Source organism: Candidatus Thalassolituus haligoni, assembly GCF_041222825.1.
Taxonomy (GTDB): domain Bacteria; phylum Pseudomonadota; class Gammaproteobacteria; order Pseudomonadales; family Oceanobacteraceae; genus Oceanobacter; species Oceanobacter antarcticus.
In genome coordinates this window covers 883,361-899,731 of record NZ_CP139482.1, presented here as the reverse complement: position 1 = coordinate 899,731, position 16,371 = coordinate 883,361, and the positions used below count along the sequence as shown (strand labels likewise).

Annotated in this window: 18 protein-coding genes; 10 read left to right on the top strand and 8 right to left on the bottom strand. The window is 51.1% G+C overall.

Annotated features, from left to right (window positions below; translation table 11 throughout):
• The first annotated feature begins 509 nt into the window (after positions 1–509).
• Complete coding sequence (locus tag SOJ49_RS04095; protein ID WP_369856958.1) at positions 510–2,033, top strand: 4-hydroxyphenylacetate 3-hydroxylase N-terminal domain-containing protein; 1,524 nt, start codon at positions 510–512, stop codon at positions 2,031–2,033.
• Positions 2,034–2,303: 270 nt separating this feature from the next.
• Positions 2,304–3,245: a p-hydroxyphenylacetate 3-hydroxylase reductase component gene (locus SOJ49_RS04090; protein WP_369856957.1), complete on the top strand. Its 942-nt coding sequence runs from the start codon at positions 2,304–2,306 to the stop codon at positions 3,243–3,245.
• Positions 3,246–3,615: 370 nt separating this feature from the next.
• Here the strand turns inward: SOJ49_RS04090 and SOJ49_RS04085 are convergent, their stop codons facing one another.
• From SOJ49_RS04085 to SOJ49_RS04065, 5 genes are all read right to left on the bottom strand, one after another.
• Positions 3,616–3,831 (bottom strand): type II toxin-antitoxin system ParD family antitoxin, encoded by a 216-nt coding sequence (locus tag SOJ49_RS04085; protein ID WP_369856956.1) that lies wholly within the window; start codon positions 3,829–3,831, stop codon positions 3,616–3,618.
• A 127-nt stretch (positions 3,832–3,958) separates the two neighbouring features.
• Entirely contained in the window at positions 3,959–4,273 is a 315-nt protein-coding gene (locus SOJ49_RS04080; RefSeq protein WP_369856955.1) for a type II toxin-antitoxin system RelE/ParE family toxin, read from the bottom strand.
• Positions 4,266–4,511, bottom strand: a complete 246-nt coding sequence (locus SOJ49_RS04075) for a type II toxin-antitoxin system ParD family antitoxin (protein ID WP_369856954.1) — start codon at positions 4,509–4,511, stop codon at positions 4,266–4,268. The genes SOJ49_RS04080 and SOJ49_RS04075 overlap by 8 nt, the downstream gene beginning before the upstream one ends.
• A 26-nt stretch (positions 4,512–4,537) precedes the next feature.
• Positions 4,538–5,017: a hypothetical protein gene (locus SOJ49_RS04070; protein ID WP_369856953.1), complete on the bottom strand. Its 480-nt coding sequence runs from the start codon at positions 5,015–5,017 to the stop codon at positions 4,538–4,540.
• A gap of 171 nt (positions 5,018–5,188) precedes the next feature.
• A complete protein-coding gene (locus SOJ49_RS04065) occupies positions 5,189–5,728 on the bottom strand; it encodes a cysteine hydrolase family protein (RefSeq protein WP_369856952.1) in 540 nt (179 codons plus the stop codon).
• Between the two features lie 126 nt (positions 5,729–5,854).
• Here SOJ49_RS04065 and SOJ49_RS04060 point away from each other — a divergent pair, with 126 nt between their 5' ends.
• The 4 genes from SOJ49_RS04060 (at position 5,855) to SOJ49_RS04045 (ending at position 8,271) form a co-directional block, all read left to right on the top strand.
• Positions 5,855–6,238 carry an Lrp/AsnC family transcriptional regulator gene (locus SOJ49_RS04060; RefSeq protein ID WP_369858030.1) on the top strand — a complete coding sequence of 128 codons (384 nt, stop codon included), beginning with the start codon at positions 5,855–5,857 and terminating at the stop codon, positions 6,236–6,238.
• Between the two features lie 257 nt (positions 6,239–6,495).
• Positions 6,496–6,636, top strand: a complete 141-nt coding sequence (locus SOJ49_RS04055; protein ID WP_369856951.1) for a phage integrase N-terminal SAM-like domain-containing protein — start codon at positions 6,496–6,498, stop codon at positions 6,634–6,636.
• 87 nt (positions 6,637–6,723) lie between these two features.
• A complete protein-coding gene (locus SOJ49_RS04050; protein WP_369856950.1) occupies positions 6,724–7,086 on the top strand; it encodes a DUF4372 domain-containing protein in 363 nt (120 codons plus the stop codon).
• A 132-nt stretch (positions 7,087–7,218) separates the two neighbouring features.
• The gene (locus tag SOJ49_RS04045) at positions 7,219–8,271 is read left to right on the top strand and encodes a 4-hydroxyphenylacetate 3-hydroxylase N-terminal domain-containing protein (protein ID WP_369856949.1); all 1,053 of its coding nucleotides are present in this window, start codon (positions 7,219–7,221) and stop codon (positions 8,269–8,271) included.
• A 32-nt stretch (positions 8,272–8,303) separates the two neighbouring features.
• On the opposite strand, the gene SOJ49_RS04040 is transcribed toward SOJ49_RS04045, so the two are convergent.
• Positions 8,304–9,251 carry a LysR family transcriptional regulator gene (locus tag SOJ49_RS04040; protein ID WP_369856948.1) on the bottom strand — a complete coding sequence of 316 codons (948 nt, stop codon included), beginning with the start codon at positions 9,249–9,251 and terminating at the stop codon, positions 8,304–8,306.
• A gap of 159 nt (positions 9,252–9,410) precedes the next feature.
• Between SOJ49_RS04040 and SOJ49_RS04035 the strand changes: the two genes are divergently transcribed.
• The 4 genes from SOJ49_RS04035 to hpaI all read left to right on the top strand — a co-directional run bounded on the left by SOJ49_RS04035 (position 9,411) and on the right by hpaI (position 13,511).
• Positions 9,411–10,202, top strand: a complete 792-nt coding sequence (locus SOJ49_RS04035; RefSeq protein ID WP_369856947.1) for a class II aldolase/adducin family protein — start codon at positions 9,411–9,413, stop codon at positions 10,200–10,202.
• Between the two features lie 143 nt (positions 10,203–10,345).
• Positions 10,346–11,383, top strand: coding sequence for a TRAP transporter substrate-binding protein (locus tag SOJ49_RS04030; protein ID WP_369856946.1), 1,038 nt, complete (start codon positions 10,346–10,348; stop codon positions 11,381–11,383).
• Between the two features lie 156 nt (positions 11,384–11,539).
• Positions 11,540–12,508, top strand: coding sequence for a ketopantoate reductase family protein (locus SOJ49_RS04025; RefSeq protein WP_369856945.1), 969 nt, complete (start codon positions 11,540–11,542; stop codon positions 12,506–12,508).
• A 181-nt stretch (positions 12,509–12,689) separates the two neighbouring features.
• Positions 12,690–13,511: a 4-hydroxy-2-oxoheptanedioate aldolase gene (gene hpaI, locus SOJ49_RS04020; RefSeq protein ID WP_369856944.1), complete on the top strand. Its 822-nt coding sequence runs from the start codon at positions 12,690–12,692 to the stop codon at positions 13,509–13,511.
• A 75-nt stretch (positions 13,512–13,586) separates the two neighbouring features.
• On the opposite strand, the gene SOJ49_RS04015 is transcribed toward hpaI, so the two are convergent.
• Both SOJ49_RS04015 and SOJ49_RS04010 read right to left on the bottom strand, forming a co-directional pair.
• Positions 13,587–14,843: an ABC transporter substrate-binding protein gene (locus tag SOJ49_RS04015; protein ID WP_369856943.1), complete on the bottom strand. Its 1,257-nt coding sequence runs from the start codon at positions 14,841–14,843 to the stop codon at positions 13,587–13,589.
• Positions 14,844–15,128: 285 nt separating this feature from the next.
• Positions 15,129–16,148 carry a hypothetical protein gene (locus SOJ49_RS04010; protein ID WP_369856942.1) on the bottom strand — a complete coding sequence of 340 codons (1,020 nt, stop codon included), beginning with the start codon at positions 16,146–16,148 and terminating at the stop codon, positions 15,129–15,131.
• Positions 16,149–16,371: the final 223 nt, after the last annotated feature.

Here is a 16,371-nt window from a genome sequence, read left to right as displayed (position 1 = left end):
CCAGCCGTCGACTGCGCCTCGGACATCGTTGGCAATGGCCCATATCTGGCGGTGCAGGATTAAATAGATGATCCCTTTACATTCAAGGCGATTATTTTTAGTAAGTGCATAACGATTCATTGCAACGCCGCTATTTTTTTGAGTATCGCATCTGCTCAAAAGAACCTAACCTAATGATTTTATTGAATATTTAATATATACGCAGCGTTTGGTCAACATATGCCACCAAACCAATTGGATCCGTATCGCTTGGCACGATGATCCGTGAACTTTATACGAAAGGCGAGTTTTTCTAGCAGTAGCGAACAACGGGCCATCGTTTATGACCAAACACCTTCCAGTAACACTGACCAATGGCACGTCGTGTCGGCGGCAAGTCACCTCCTGCGTGAATCCCGGACGACGTCGGTGTTTTGTGTCCCCATTTTCTGAGGACATTCCCCCACCCGGCTTTTCAGTAACCTGTGCTTCGTCATCACGATCAAACAACAATAATACGGAGCACTCAGATGAAACCTGAAAGTCATATCCAGCAAACCGGACGTCCGTTTAATGGTGCGGAGTTTCTTGCCAGCCTGAACGATGGCCGTGAGGTGTATTACGCCGGTGAGCGGGTCGAGAATGTCACCGCGCATCCGGCCTTCAAGAATGCCGCTGCGTCGGTTGCCGCCATGTACGATGCTTTGCACGCTGAGGAAACCAAAGACAAACTGTGCTGGGCGACGGATACCGGCAATGGCGGTTATACGCACAAGTTTTTCCGTTACGCCCGCTCACCACAGGAATTGTTGGAACAGCGGGATGCCATCGCGGAATGGGCGCGTATGAGTTATGGCTGGATGGGTCGTACTGCCGACTATAAAGCCGCCTTTGGGGATGTTCTGGGTGCCAACCCGGAGTTTTATGGTGACTTTGCCGATAACGCCCGTACCTGGTACCAGCGTATTCAGGAAAACTGTCTGTATTTGAACCACGCGATTGTTAACCCGCCGATCGACCGCAATAAGCCTAGCGATGAGGTCAAGGATGTTTATGTTCATGTCACTCGTGAAACCAGTGACGGGATTTACGTCAACGGTGCCAAGGTAGTGGCGACCAACTCGGCACTGACCCATTACAACTTTATTGGTCAGACTGCCGTACAAGACATTGGTGATGACCCGGATTTTGCCCTGCTGTTTATTACTCCGATGAATGCCAACGGCGTAAAACTGATTTCTCGGGTTTCGTATGAAAAAAATGCGACCGACACTGCGTCGCCATTCGACTATCCACTGTCGTCCCGTTTTGATGAAAACGACGCCATCCTGATTCTGGAGAATGTGTTTATTCCATGGGAAGACGTACTGATCTACAAAGACAAACAAAAGCTGATGCAATGGGGATTTGCCGCCGGTTTTGGGCGTCTTTACCCGTTGCAGGCCTGTACCCGGTTTGCGGTAAAGCTCGACTTTATGGCCGGTCTGCTGGAGCAGGCGCTGGAATGCACCGGTGCCATCGATTTCCGTAATGTAGGTGCCGAACTGGGCGAGGTGGTCGCCTGGCGCAACCTGTTCTGGTCTATCACCGATCATATGTGCCTGGCCGCCGAAGAATGGAAATCCGGTGCCTGGCTGCCCCCCACGGAATCGGCTTTCAACTATCGCGCCTTCGCTCCCATGGCGTACGACAAGATTTGCCACATCATCAAGACCACCGCCGCCAGCGGCCTGATCTATTTGCCGGGCAGTCATCTGGATCTGAAAAATCCGCAGTTGAACACGGATCTGGCTCGTTACTGTCGCGGCTCAGGTGATATTTCACACCTCGAACGCATCAAGATCATGAAATTGCTGTGGGATGCCGTTGGCTCTGAATTTGGTGGGCGTCATCATCTGTATGAACTCAACTACGCGGGCACTGCCGATGCTATTCGCCTGCAATGCCTGGGATCGGCTCGCGCCACTGGCAGTATGGCCAAGATGCGGCAGCTGTCGCAGCAATGCATGGAAGACTACGATCTGAATGGCTGGACCAACCCGACACTGAGCTAGGAGCCTGTAGGACTTAGGCGTTCGTCGCGAGGGAAAGACTGGTTTGAGCCATTTTTGCGCAAATTTGAGGCGAATAATGGTTCTATTTAACTTAACCAGAATTTGCTCAAAAAAGAGCCAGATTCAGCTTTACCGCAGTAGAGCAGCCCTAAGCCCGACAGACTCCTAGGCCCAATTCGCCCCGCGCATTACCACGCGGAGCGTAGGAACAAGAAATTTACGCCTCAGGGTGCGCACTGCGCACCACTGCGCCAGCACAGGATACTCACCATGTCAGCCACACAAACCGCCACCGACTTCGACCCCAAAGCCTTCCGCCGCGCCCTCGGCAACTTCGCCACCGGCGTCACCGTCATTACCGCCTGCACCCCGAACGGCGTACAAACCGGCGTCACCGCCAACAGCTTTAACTCGGTCTCCCTCGACCCGGCACTGGTGCTGTGGAGCATCATGAAAACCTCCGCCAGCGTCGATATTTTCGAGCAAGCCAGCCACTTTGCTGTCAACGTGCTGGCCGCCGATCAGATCAACCTGTCGAATCACTTTGCCCGTCCGTCCGACGACAAATTTGCCCGCATCGACTACGAAAAAGGTCTGGGTAACGCACCTCTGTTACCCGACTGTGCCGCCCGTTTTCAGTGCGAAAACTACCAGCGTATCGACGGTGGCGACCACTGGATTCTGATCGGTAACGTCGTCGCCTTCGACGACATTGGCCGCGCCCCATTGCTGTACCACGGCGGAGCCTACTCCGCCGTGATACCCCACGCCGGAGTCAAACCGAAAGATTCTGACGCCTCCAGCAAAGGCGAAGAGAAAAACGCCCAGCGTCTGCACGACAACCTCTACTACCAGATGATTCAGGCAGTGAAGCGTTACCAGGCCAGCTACCAACCGCTGCAACTGGCCACCGGCCTGCGCACCATCGAAGCCCGCATGATCATGACCCTGAACGACTTCGGCAGCCTCGCCGCCAGTGAACTGGAACAACGTATTGGCATGCCGGATCAGGATTTGAAAGCCGCATTGGACACCCTCAAACGCAAAGAATGGATTGCCGCCAGCGACGACATTCTCAGCCTGACCAGCGCCGGTATCGAACAGGCAGCCACCTTATGGAAAGTAGCTAACGACCGTCAGACTGACGTATTTGGCCAGTTCAGCGCCGAAGACGTTGCCACCTTCCGCAAAGTGCTGGACGCCGTACAGTAACCAACACCACTGACCACCAATCCCCACCCATATCGGCGGCAAGCCACCTTCTACCGGGATATATCCACGCAGGAGGGTTTGTCACCGATATAAATACGGCTCCCACCCTTGCTTGCCCTGCCCTTGCCTGTCCCCCAAAAATAACGACAGCCAGCCAATCAAAATTGATTACACTGAACAACAATCAGGTTTGCATCACAACAATAACAACGAGCATCCATCCCTATCCCTGTGCGGGTTATTTTGCAGCAGCCTTAACGTGTTGACCAAGCCGCCATCATATTTATCGGCTTAATTGATGCCCCATTGCTTAGCGGTATCTTGATAGATTTTGATCACGTATTGAGAGGCTTTGCCAGAACAGGTAATGCTAAGCGTCATGTAATCCTGCTTTCGCTTGAGCAATCAGCTCTTCATGGCTTAGCTGGCTTTCTCGACTTTCTTCACCCTCTTTCAGAGCGTGACGCAATGCTTCAAGCTTGGTCTGATATTCCGTTTCTTGTTCTTCTAATAAGCGCAAACCCGCTCTGACCGCTTCACTGGCGTTGCGATAGCGACCGCTGGATTTAAGCGCACCATGCAGCAACGCATCGAACGGCTAGAGAATTTTGATCAAACGCGGGGGCAATCCCTGAATAGGGATATTGAACAGTATCAACAGATACAGCAAGGAGTGCAGGAGAAATTCGAGCCTAAGCTAACGCCTTGATTAGCTACATTTCCGTTAGATCGTCCACGTTCAGTTGGCGATCAACATCCATGTTTTCATGCAGGATACGGATCACTTCCAGCGTCGTCTCGGTGTGAACATATACAATAAGATGGTGAGCATGACGGTAAATACGAAGTGTGGGCGTGTATTCCGTGCGCTCTCGGCAAATCAGCGGATTATCAGCCAGAACTGCGAAGTTCTCATCAAATTCATCAATATAACGGTTAGCCTGCGCTGTACCCCACGTTGACTGGGTATAACGCCAAATACTTTCAAGATCAGCTTCCGCTTGCGGGTATAGCAGGGCTTCACGCATTCTTAACGCTTTCTTCCATACGCGTCTTAAATGCCTGTTTATTGAACGGTTTGGGCGTACCGCTCTGCAAACCTTCATCAATGGCTTGTTGCATCGCTTGAATTTTGTGGTTGCGCTGTTGATCTTTACGGATCAAATCACGCACATAATCACTGTTGTTAGAGTAAAGACCACTGTCGATCTGCAACTCAACCCAATCGCGCATCTGGTCAGGTAAAGAAATATTCATTGTCGCCATGGAAACCGCCTTTCTTTTAGAAACAATCAACTACTACACTTCCAAGATGACATTATTTGGCAATCATTGTCAATCTTATCATTCCAACGCCAAATACAGATTCCTAATCTCATCGGGCAATATACCTGGCAGGTTGACACATGGTTGGGCAGGTTTAATGTGGTGCCATCAATCGCTAGCCATCGCAATCCGTTACGCCGTTGTTCTGGCACTTGATTGACCATCAGGCGATTGAGGTATGCCAGTGCCTCCGGGTTGAGCTTGTCGCGTTGTTTGCAAAATGCAGCGGCAGAAACGGGCATGTCCTGCTCGGGAAGATAACGAAACAGTTCATGATCAATCGATGAGGTCATGTTGCTCAATAGCAGCAGAATCAGATCTTTCAGTGGCAGGCGGCGGTCACGAATGAAATCTGAGTGGGTGCGCCGGGCTTTTTCTCGAAAGATGTCGGTCTCAAGCTGATCAATGAGATGGCCGACAATGTTCTGTAGTTGGTCAGGAGTCACGTTGGTTTATCGAGTTATCAGGAGTTAGCCGGTGACAATGGAGGAGATTGAGATCTCTTTCAACAGGCTTAAGTTAATGGCATTGAAATAACGCCTTGCTAAGCGGATAAAAATGGTTGGCTATAATCGCGAAGCGATGGCCAACTGTTTTTATTCCGTTTAAGCAACTTGTTATGTGTTTATCTCTTTCACCAATTTAGCTTGGCAAAATATTCCATTTAATGAAGCTATGCAACTTAATTGTACATCTTTTGCCTTTATAGTTTGTTGGTTATAGTTTAATGACCTAGTAGCACAGGCATCTGAAGCTAATGTAATTTTATACCCAAGATCAAATCCAGCTCTCACCGTTGATTCAATGCACATATGAGTCATTGCACCGCAAATAATTAACTCTTTTATTTTTTCTTTGTCCAAATGTTCTTGTAGGCTCGTTTCTCTAAAGCTGTTTGGATAATTTTTTTTGATAATTGTATCATTAGTAAAATCCAGACTTTCATGGAGCTCTACACCTTTTGTTTCAGGTATAAAGAACGTTGCCCCTTCTCTTGTAGAAAAATGCTGAATGAAAAATATTTCATATTCATGAGTTCTTGCATATGAAATTAACTCATTCGTTTTATTTAACGCTTCTTCCACCCCTTCAAGTTCCATTTTGCCACCACAAAAATAGTCATTTTGCAAGTCGATAATTAATAGTGCTTCTTTCATTTCATTTCTCTCTGTAGAATTGATTAAGTGAGTAATAATACAGAGGGATTTTTTTTAAAGAATTGCATAACGAAAGACATTTAGTGCCATTACTTACATTATGAAAGGATTAATACTTTGGATAAGATGAATACAAAAATACTGGATTGCCTTAAGCAAAATGGCAGAATGAGTTGGCAAGATATTGGAAAGAAAGTTCACTTAACAGGACAAGCTGTGGCAACCCGTGTAAAACAGATGGAAGACTTAGGCATTATATCGGGTTACACCATCAAGCAAGATAATCTTAAGCAACACTTTATAACAGTTTTCATGGATACAAGAGACTTCGTGAAGTTTGATGAGTTTTTAAAACAACAAAACCTAGTAAATCAAGCGTTTAAGGTAACAGGAGATGGGTGTTATCTTATTGTTTTTATAGGCATTGATAAAGAATTAGAAGTTTTTTTAGATTTATTATTAAGTTATGGGAGATATAGAGTCTCAAGTATTTTAAAGTTAATAAAATGAATATAACTACTAGAACCTCGATTACCCTCATCTTCAACGCGATTCACATCCCCGCAAGAAACACATAACAGTTTATTCATGCGCATGCGCGTTTTTCTGGTGGCACGATTTGTTGCGAAAGGAGGGCAGGTATTTCATGAGGTTACGCTAACACCAACCGAAAAAATGCGCAAGCTCTCTGGAAATACGCGCATGGATTTTCTCTCCGACTTGATTATACTGTTCATACATACAGACTTATAGAGAGAGGCAGAAGCATGAGCAAAAGACCTTTCATCAATCAAGTCTCCAGATTCATGCGGCTGAATGGATGCAGCCTCAGAACAGAGAAGACCTATCTTCAATGGATCAAGTGTTTTATCCGATACAGCGGTTTACGCCCACTACTGTCCGGTTAACTGACCCGCCAAAAGAAAGAAGCCCGGTTCCCATGCCGTTTCCGGTAAAATGAAGCTTCTCACAGACATCATTCAGAGGAACCGGGCTTGGCACAGGCTAACACCGTGCTGGCACAGCGACTCAACGTCATCCCTCGTCATCAATTTCAGAAAACCGTCGATCAATACCAAGCCGACAAACGCACACGAACCTTGTCATGCTGGGGGCAATTTGTGGCCTTGCTGGTGGGTCAGCTGAGTGGTGCTTCCTCTCTGCGAAGGCTGGTTGAACAGCTCGATGTTCAATCCTGCCGTCTGTACCACCTGAGCCTGAAGCCCGTCCGCAAAAGCACACTGGCCGATGCCAATCAAAAGCGCTCCACGCGGGTGTATTACGTGCTGTTCTTTCGCTTGCTGTCCCGCTTGGCCAGACAGAAAGGCCGTCGAGAAGTCATCACTCAGGGTCAATGATGGCCGCGCCATCTCTCAACTCTCTGTTTTTAAAGGGACTATTTACGTATTTGAGCGTGCTTATAACGGTGGGGCATGGCTCGAAAACTCGTGAATGAGGGCTGTCTGTTTGTGGGCAGGATGAAGAAAGATATGAATTACAAGGTCACAAAGTCTCTGCCGCCAACAGGCGTGGGGGTGGTGAGCGATGAAAAAATCGAGACCCGATCGTATCTGAAAGGCCGCACCTTGAGGCGAGTCGTGTTTCATCGTCAGCAGGATGACAAGGAGCTGGTCTTCATCACCAATGACCTGAAACGCAGCGCTCTGGCGATTGCGGATTTGTACAAACAGCGCTGGCAGATTGAATTGTTTTTCAAGTGGATCAAGCAGAATCTCAAGATCAAACAGTTCTATGGTACGTCAGAAAACGCCGTCAAATTGCAGGTTTTAATGGCGATGATCAGTTATGTGCTGTTGCGTCTGATCCAGCAAACCGGACGCCCGTTTAATGGTGCGGAGTTTCTTGCCAGCCTGAACGATGGCCGTGAGGTGTATTACGCCGGTGAGCGGGTCGAGAATGTCACCGCGCACCCGGCCTTCAAGAATGCCGCTGCGTCGGTTGCCGCCATGTACGATGCTTTGCACGCTGAGGAAACCAAAGACAAACTGTGCTGGGCGACGGATACCGGCAATGGCGGTTATACGCACAAATTTTTCCGTTACGCCCGCTCACCACAGGAATTGTTGGAACAGCGGGATGCCATCGCGGAATGGGCGCGTATGAGTTATGGCTGGATGGGTCGTACTGCCGACTATAAAGCCGCCTTTGGGGATGTTCTGGGTGCCAACCCGGAGTTTTATGGTGACTTTGCCGATAACGCCCGTACCTGGTACCAGCGTATTCAGGAAAACTGTCTGTATTTGAACCACGCGATTGTTAAATCGATTTCCGTAATGTGGGTGCCGAACTGGGCGAGGTGGTCGCCTGGCGCAACCTGTTCTGGTCTATCACCGATCATATGTGCCGCCCGTTTTCAGTACAAAAACGACCAGCGTATCGATGGTGGCAACCACTCGACTCTGCTTGGTAAGGTGCTTGGCAAAGTAGTGGCGTTTGACGATATTGGCTACGCACCGCTGCTGTACCTCACGCCGCTATTCCTTTTACCGGGTGATTCCCATCACCAAACAGCAACAGGCTGACATCAAACGTATGCTATCGGCCTGGTTTCACGCTAACGCGGCGCCTCGGTCGTTACCCAGGTGCCGTCGTCCACCAACTGCTGGCACTGCTGCCGGATCGCTTCGACCACTCGTATAAACGCGGCGTTTTGCTTGTATTCGTGCAGGTATACCAGGTTCATCTGGCGAGTCATGTCCGGCTCGATCACCGGGAGCAGTTTCACCTCTCCCTGACGCACTTGCGGGTAAGCTGCCGTCGTCGAGCAAATCATCAAACCGTAGCCTTCCGCCACGTAGCGCATGCTGGTCAGTAGCTGACCGAAAGGTATCTGCCGCTGCAGACGAACACCCGTTAGTTTCTCATACTGTGCGACTCTAAAGCCCAAAGAATCCTGTTCGCTGGTGTACATCACCTGGTAGTTGGCCAGTTCACTGAAACGGAGGCTGTCGCGACTGGCCAGCTGGGCATAATCACCATCCGCTCGGGTGCTCACCGCCAGAAACAAGCGTTCGGTCAGTAGTGGTTCGCTGACCATACCCATGTGCGAGCTGGCATCTTCCGGGCACACCAGCAAGTCCACTTCGCCTTTGCGCAACTGCTCATACAAGCGGCTGGACAAACCGGTGTACAAATCCAGTTCTATCCCTGGATAGCGCCGGTTAATGTCGGCAAACAACGGGATTGCCAGGGCGTTCCCCGTGGGTTGTGTCATACCAATCACCACGCGACCAAACGGGTCGGCGGCAGACTCCTGCAAGGCAACCTTGGCACCCTCCAGCTGTTGCAAGGCCGTGCTGGCAACTGGCAAAAACCGTTGTCCTGCCGCTGTTAACCGCACGCCTTTGTGGTCGCGTTCCAGCAGTCGGGTTTTTAATTCATGTTCCAGCGCGGCCAGTTGCTGGCTGATGCTGGGCTGGGCGATATCCAGTTCACGAGCCGCCGCCGCGATGGAGCCGGTGCGGGCGCAGGTGATCAAATACAGCAATTGTCGGGTATTCACGCTTGTGATCCATCCATATCTGAGTACTGGCACAGACTGCCAACACAAGGCTATCAGCTTTACCTATAACCCCTTCCATAAAGATCAGTCTACCCGCCCTTGATGTCAATAATTAACATGCTAACGAAAATAACCTCTCCTCTACACCGGGGTAACACCATGACTGATGTGCAGAATGACGCCTTGATCCGTGACCAAAACAATTTCAACAAGCCAACCCGTTTCAGTGCAGAAGAATGGCAAGCGCGTGTCAAGCTGGCAGGTACCTATCGGGTGTTCGCTTATATGGGCTGGGATGAAGGCATCTACAACCATATTTCGCTGCGTATTCCCGGCACTGAATATTTTCTGATTAATCCGTTTGGGCTGCATTACAGCGAGGTGACGGCCTCGAATCTGGTGAAAGTGGATATCAACGGCACGTTAATGGGTCATTCCGACTGGCCCATTAATCCGGCCGGTTTCACCTTCCACGGTGCCATTCATGCCCAGGTCGCCGACGGTCATTGCGTGATGCATGTTCACACTACGCCAACACTGGCGGTGTGTTGTCTTGAAGATGGCCTGTCTTACAGTAATTTTTATTCGGCCCAGCTGTACGGCAAGGTCGCCTGGCATGACTTTGAAGGGATTACCGTGCACGCCGATGAAGGCAATCGCATTTTGGCCAGTGCTGGCGACAAACCGGTCTTGATGCTGAAAAACCACGGCCCGGTGATTATTGGCCATACCCTGGCCCAGGCTTTTTCGCTGATGTGGCTGGTGAACCGTGCCTGTGAATGCCAGCTGGCGACGCTGAGCATGGGCAAGCCGCAAAGTATTGCTAAAGATGTACTCGAGCGCTGTGTCGCAGATTCGTTGAATTTCGATCCGCGTTTTGGTGCCGGTGAAGATGCTCTGGCAGCATTTATTCGGCTGGTCGAGAAGCAGGATCCCTCGTTCAAATACTGATACTAAGCGGTTAGCCAGTAACACTGGCAATACCCTCAAGACCTGAAACACTCGTTAGTTCGACAGTGTAGTACCCGGTTGCAACCACCTGTCGTCGGGTACGCCATAACAATAAAAAATAACCAACGGTAAAAGAGCGAATCATGAAATATCTTGTCAGCTTGTTTTTTAGCCTGCTGCTGTCTGTCAGCGTCCAGGCACAAACCACTATCCGCGTCGCCACCTGGTTGCCGCCGTCCAACCCGCAAAACGCGGTGGTCTGGCCAACCTGGATCAAATGGGTTGAAGACGCCACCGAAGGACGTGTTACGGTAAAACTGGAGTACGGTATGGGCCACCCCAAATCGCTGTTTGCGCTGGTGGAAGATGGCGTGGTTGATATGGGATTCAGTGTGCTGGGCTATATTCCGGGGCGCTTCAAACTGCCATTGGTGGCGGAGCTGCCGAATATCAGTAACAGCGCCGAAGCGACCTCAGTTGCTTTGTGGCGCACGCAGGAAAAATACTTTGCCAGTGCCCATGAATTTGACGGCCTTGAATTACTGGGGATGTTCGTCCATGGCCCGTCCCAGATTCATACCCGTAACCGATTTGATACTCTGGAAGAACTGTCGCAGATGAAAATTCGGATTGGTGGCGGTCTGCAGGGGCCAATCGCAGAACGTCTGGGTGTCACCCCGGTACAAGCACCTGCCCCAAAAACGTATGAAATGATGCAGCAAGGCGTGGTCGACGGCACCTTTATGCCAGCACTGGAGCAGAAATACTCCCGCCTGAGCGAAGTCAGCCAGCAACTCACGGTTATCCCCAAGGGTCTCTACGCCAGCTCCTTTGCCTTCTTTGCCAACCCGGAGTTTATGGACAGTCTGGATCCCCGTGACCGCGACGCCATTCTCAGTGTCTCAGGTGAAAAGCTGTCCGCCCTGGCAGGACGTGCCTGGGAAACCGGCGACAAGGAAGGCTACAAGACTGCCCGTGCCGCAGGGGTCAAGATCCTGCAATTACGCGAAGAAGACGCGCTAACAATCGCCTTCCGTGACAGGCTGGCGTATTTGCCGGAGGAATGGGTGATCAGTGTTGCAGATCGCAACGTCGATGCTACCCAGGCAATGAATTACCTGAAACAACAGGCGCTGTCTTATGAACAGCAACACGCTGTCAATCATGTTGAGCAGCCGTAACAAGATCCGTCACACCGCCGTGACGCGGACAACAACACCCGCTTGTCCGCGTTCGGTTTCGATTTCGATTTCGATTTCGATAATGATTGGCGGCCAGATCCGCTCCGGGCTTTCCGGCCGTAACGGATCATCCGCAGGTATTCAGGAGAATAGCCAATGAACGTATGTATTCTGGGGGCCGGTGCCATTGGCGGTTATATCGCCGCCCGTTTGTCGCAACAGGGCTGCCACGTCAACCTGATTGCCCGAGGCGAAACGCTGACCCAACTGCAACAGCATGGCATCGGCCTGATCGAAGATAATCAGCCGGTGCAGTATTTCCCGGTGAATGCCGTGGCACAGGCCAGTGACTTGCCGCCACAGGATCTGGTGATTATCGCCGTCAAGGAGCCAGCACTGGCGGGACTGGTGCCGCAATTACGTCACCTGGTCAAGCCCCATACCCGTATTGTCACCGCTATGAACGGCATTCCCTGGTGGTTTGGTGCCGGGCTGCCAGGCGGCTCGGCGCTGCATCTGGAACCGCTCGATCCTCATCATCACCTCAGTGCGCTGATGCCCGCTGAACAGGTGATCGGTTGTGTCCTGCACATGGCCTGTACTTGCCCGACGCCAGGTGTGATTCAGCACAAGATGGGTAATCGCATGATTCTCGGTGAAGCCCTCGGCGGCCCTTCCGCAGCGCTGGACGGCATTGCCAACTTACTCACCGGTGCCGGGTTTGATGCCAGCACCACGGACCATATCCACAAGGACATCTGGTTCAAGCTGTGGGGCAATATGTCCCATAACCCGATTTCAGCACTGACCCGAGCCACCACCGATCAGATCATCTCCGACCCGCTCACCCGGCAGTTGTCGGAAGACATCATGGCCGAAGCCCAGCAGGTGGGAACACGTATCGGCTGCCAGCTCGACACCACTCCGGCCTGCCGCAATCAGGAAACCCTCAAACTCGGGGCCTTCAAAACGTCCATGTTGCAAGACGTGGAAGCGGGGAAAACCCTGGAGATCAACGCCTTGCTGGGTGCCTTCTGCAATCTGGCGCAACAGCTCGGAATTGAAACCCCGTTTGCCTCCACGGTATTGGGCCTGGTACGACTACTGGATCGGCAGCTGTTGTAACGCGGGTGTTGTAACGCGGGTGTTGTAACGGAGATCGAGTGTTGGGGCCGGGTATTGGAGGCCGGGTAGAGTAAATCCCGTTAATGGCTTCGTTAATTGCCATTAATGATGGTTTGAACCGGCCACCACTTTCTCTCATGATCGGGGTATGTCTATCTGATCCATAGTTGAGGAATCTCCAATGCCTGCCCCGATTAATCATTTCAAGAATGCCATCCGCACAGGTGCCGTACCGACCAACCGTGCCCAGATAGGCCTGTGGCTGGGTCTTGCCAACAGCTACACCGCCGAGCTGCTGGCCGGAGCCGGCTTTGACTGGTTATTGATCGACGGTGAGCATTCCCCCAACGATTTGCGTACCATTCTGGAACAGTTGCAGGCCATTGCGCCTTACCCGACGGCACCTATCGTGCGTCCAGTCTGGCCGGATTCCGTTCGTATCAAACAAATTCTGGATCTGGGTGTACAAACCATTCTGGCCCCCATGGTCGATACTGCCGAACAGGCTGCGGGGGTGGTGGCGGCCACCCGTTACCCGCCCGAAGGTATTCGCGGCGTTGGCAGCCCACTGGCGCGTGCTTCCCAGTTCAACCGCACGGCGGATTACCTGGAAACCGCCAATGAACAAATCTGTGTGCTGATCCAGATTGAAACCGCCCTGGGAGTAACCAACCTGGACAGCATTCTGACCGTCGAAGGCGTTGATGGTGTCTTTATTGGCCCCGCCGACCTGAGCGCCTCCATGGGTCATTTGAACAACCCCGCCCACCCGGAAGTTCAGGCCGTGATCGAAGACTGCATCGCCCGCATTGTCAAAGCAGGCAAGGCTCCCGGTATTCTGATTGGCGATGAAACCCTGGCCAAACGCTATATCGACCTCGGCGCCATGTTTGTCGGTGTCGGTACTGATACCGGTTTGCTGCTGAAATCTTCGGCTGAGCTGGTTGGCCGTTTCAACCCGGAGAAGGCACCGGCAACGTCAGACGAGCCATCGGTATATTAAAATTACCGGACAGCTGACCCAGACCGGCGGCGCTGGCTGTCCGGGTCAGTTGCGCTGGCCAGTCCGGCAAGCCAGTTATTCAAGATACGTGGGTTTGCCCGCCTTGGTACGCACGGCTTTCCACTCGTCATAGCTCCGCACCAGCTCATCACCACGAAATGACTGCAGCACCTGAAAGAAGTTTTCCCGATATTTGTCCTGAATAACTTCATTCCGGGGCCGCCCTTTGACCAGATAAACACTTTGTACATTCTGGTGATCAAATGCCCGCCACACCTGTTCATCCTTGAGCGCAGTGTAACGATGACCTTCCAGCGCCTTGATAACGCTATCGGTGTCCAGCGTACCCGCACGTTCAACGGCATCCTTGTATTGATAAACGATGTTATAAGCCGAAGCAGCCGGGCTTGACGGGTACTGGTCATATTTTCGGACGTAGGCTTCAACAAAACGCTGGCCTTTTTCGTAACCCAGTTCATAGGGGATATTCCAGCTCCAGGGCACCGTACCAATCACTCCGTCCAGCAGATAAGGCCCGGCATTACGGGCCATCCCCAACGTAAATGCGGTGGCAATAAGCGTCAGGTTTTCAGTAGCAGGATTATTTTTGATCATCCTTAACATGGCGACGAGATTTTGCCCGCCCAGTGTGATGACCAGGGTATCAACGCCACTCTGGAGCACGGCGTCCAGTGTCTCTGCCATTTGCTGGTGACGAGGTTTGGGAAAGGGTAATAAAAAAGACGGATGCACCACCTTGTCGGCCGTACCCGACAAGCCTCTGAGCGAAGATTCTGTCGACCAGCCCCAACTGTAGTCGGCAGTGATATAACCGATCCGATCCTTGCTATGATGCTCCAACAGGTATCCCGCCAGCGACTTGGCCATCATCCAGGAGTTATGACACTCACGGAACATATAGCGCTGGGCTTCTTCCCCCGTCGTCTGGTTGGCATAACTCAAGGTGCCAAAATACAGCAGCCCATGCTGAGCCGCTTCTTTTCCTGCCGCAATAGTCACCGTGCTGGTGACACCGCCAAATACCATACTGACGCCCTGTTTTGCCATTTGACGGACATTGTCAATCGCCTTTTCCGGTTGCGAGGCGGTATTCGCGGTTATCAGTTCAATGGGACGTCCTGCCATACCGCCGTTTTGATTAATCTCTTCTACCGCCAGCATGGCCCCCTGGGCCTCCGCAATACCATCGGAGGAAAAGCGGCCGGTTGATGGGTAATTCAACCCGAGCTTGATCGGGCCGCTAGCGGCTGCGACCTGGTTAGCCAGCGAGACAACAATCAGCAGAAATGCAGCGCCGAGGATGTTTTTCATTATTATTTCCTGTCAATGAGCGAGCAAATTTAAGGGTATAATATAGCGATATTAGCGTTACCCATATCGGCCAATTTCGTCGTGATCATGACTGGACACAGCCTCAAAAAAAGCCCGGAAAGTTTCCGGGCATGGCCATTATATTAGCGGCTGTATCTGAACCATCTTTCGCGAGTCAAACGAAGGAGAGCGATGGTAATTCGCAGCAACGCAGCAACAAGGTTAATGAATTAATATTCATCATGCACATTGAAGCATTAACCTGAGCGGCGTTTCCAGGATCAATCAGAAGCTCACACTAATACCTGCCAAAAAGTTATTAACCGAATGATCGTACTGAGCACCTTCCACATACAGGTAGGATTTGTCACCCGTCTGGTATTTCACCTTGGCCATAACACCGCTGTTATCCAGGGCGTCGTTGTCATGATTTTTATTGGCATAACCCAGGCTCGCCGAAACCCGTTGGGAAAGGCTGGTTTCTGCCACTACCGCATAGGAGTCAAAATCACCGGAGGGGTGTTTATCGTTCATTTCATAGGTACCCCCCAGAGAAAACGAACCAAAGTCATAACCAATAGTCGCTGCGGTACGGTTATAGGTTTCCGGCACCAGCTTGTCACTGACCATGACATTACCCAAACCGGCATTAAACCCTTTTTTGTTGTTATACACAAAACGCCACACCAGTGCATCAAGGTCTTCTTTATTGTAATCGTCAATGGTTAATGCGGCGGCAATAAAGCGGACGCCACCAGCAAATTCAGGTGTGATATAGGCGACGACATCGTTTGCCTGTTCGATTTGCGCAAAAATAGCACTTGGCCCGGTTTTGCCGTGCATGCGGTTATATTCAAACTTGTCGACATTACCGTACAGCTGGGCCCACTGACCGGAAATAGTACGAGGAGCTACCAGGAACAGACCATAATCGGTAATCACAAAAATCCGCGCGGTATGAACGTCAACGTCGCCTTCAGAATTGCCGTTATCCAGGTCGGAAGATTCACCAGAAGTCCAGGTTTCACCGCCGCTGTCTACACCGTTCAGCTCACCGGCAAAGTCGGCAACAAATTGATACTTCAGCTTCACGCCACTTTCGGTAATGTACATGCCATCCACACCCAGATCGGCCTTGAATGCCCAGACATCGTAGTCACGAGAGCCTGCCTGCAAAATACCGGCATTCAGTTTGCCGGAAAAATTCGGCCCTTTATGAATATCACCTTCCGCCTGCACAGCAGTAGCACCAACACCGGCCAGCAGCGCCATGGACAACACCATCACTTTACGATTCAGTTTCATGAACAATCCTCATTTATTATTATCTTGATTAAATATTCATCATCATGAAAGGCAGCGCCTTTCGATATATATCGAACAAGCAAACGAATCCCCGACAGAAAATCTATCGTTATAAAATGATCCGTTTCATCGCCAATAGATAAGCCGATCCATTGCGGGCTATATATGCTCGTAATCTTGACTCATCCGATGACTTGACCTTCAGGGTGTATCTAAAAATGTA

Bases quoted from the DNA above. Each gene is read 5' to 3' on its own strand.
- SOJ49_RS04095 (WP_369856958.1), top strand. From the start codon at position 510: ATGAAACCTGAAAGTCATATCCAGCAAACCGGACGTCCGTTTAATGGT.
- SOJ49_RS04030 (WP_369856946.1), top strand. From the start codon at position 10,346: ATGAAATATCTTGTCAGCTTGTTTTTTAGCCTGCTGCTGTCTGTCAGC.
- SOJ49_RS04060 (WP_369858030.1), top strand. From the start codon at position 5,855: ATGAATACAAAAATACTGGATTGCCTTAAGCAAAATGGCAGAATGAGT.
- SOJ49_RS04055 (WP_369856951.1), top strand. From the start codon at position 6,496: ATGAGCAAAAGACCTTTCATCAATCAAGTCTCCAGATTCATGCGGCTG.
- hpaI (WP_369856944.1), top strand. From the start codon at position 12,690: ATGCCTGCCCCGATTAATCATTTCAAGAATGCCATCCGCACAGGTGCC.
- SOJ49_RS04080 (WP_369856955.1), bottom strand. From the start codon at position 4,273: ATGCGTGAAGCCCTGCTATACCCGCAAGCGGAAGCTGATCTTGAAAGT.
- SOJ49_RS04075 (WP_369856954.1), bottom strand. From the start codon at position 4,511: ATGGCGACAATGAATATTTCTTTACCTGACCAGATGCGCGATTGGGTT.
- SOJ49_RS04045 (WP_369856949.1), top strand. From the start codon at position 7,219: ATGAATTACAAGGTCACAAAGTCTCTGCCGCCAACAGGCGTGGGGGTG.
- SOJ49_RS04015 (WP_369856943.1), bottom strand. From the start codon at position 14,843: ATGAAAAACATCCTCGGCGCTGCATTTCTGCTGATTGTTGTCTCGCTG.
- SOJ49_RS04035 (WP_369856947.1), top strand. From the start codon at position 9,411: ATGACTGATGTGCAGAATGACGCCTTGATCCGTGACCAAAACAATTTC.
- SOJ49_RS04010 (WP_369856942.1), bottom strand. From the start codon at position 16,148: ATGAAACTGAATCGTAAAGTGATGGTGTTGTCCATGGCGCTGCTGGCC.
- SOJ49_RS04025 (WP_369856945.1), top strand. From the start codon at position 11,540: ATGAACGTATGTATTCTGGGGGCCGGTGCCATTGGCGGTTATATCGCC.
- SOJ49_RS04065 (WP_369856952.1), bottom strand. From the start codon at position 5,728: ATGAAAGAAGCACTATTAATTATCGACTTGCAAAATGACTATTTTTGT.
- SOJ49_RS04090 (WP_369856957.1), top strand. From the start codon at position 2,304: ATGTCAGCCACACAAACCGCCACCGACTTCGACCCCAAAGCCTTCCGC.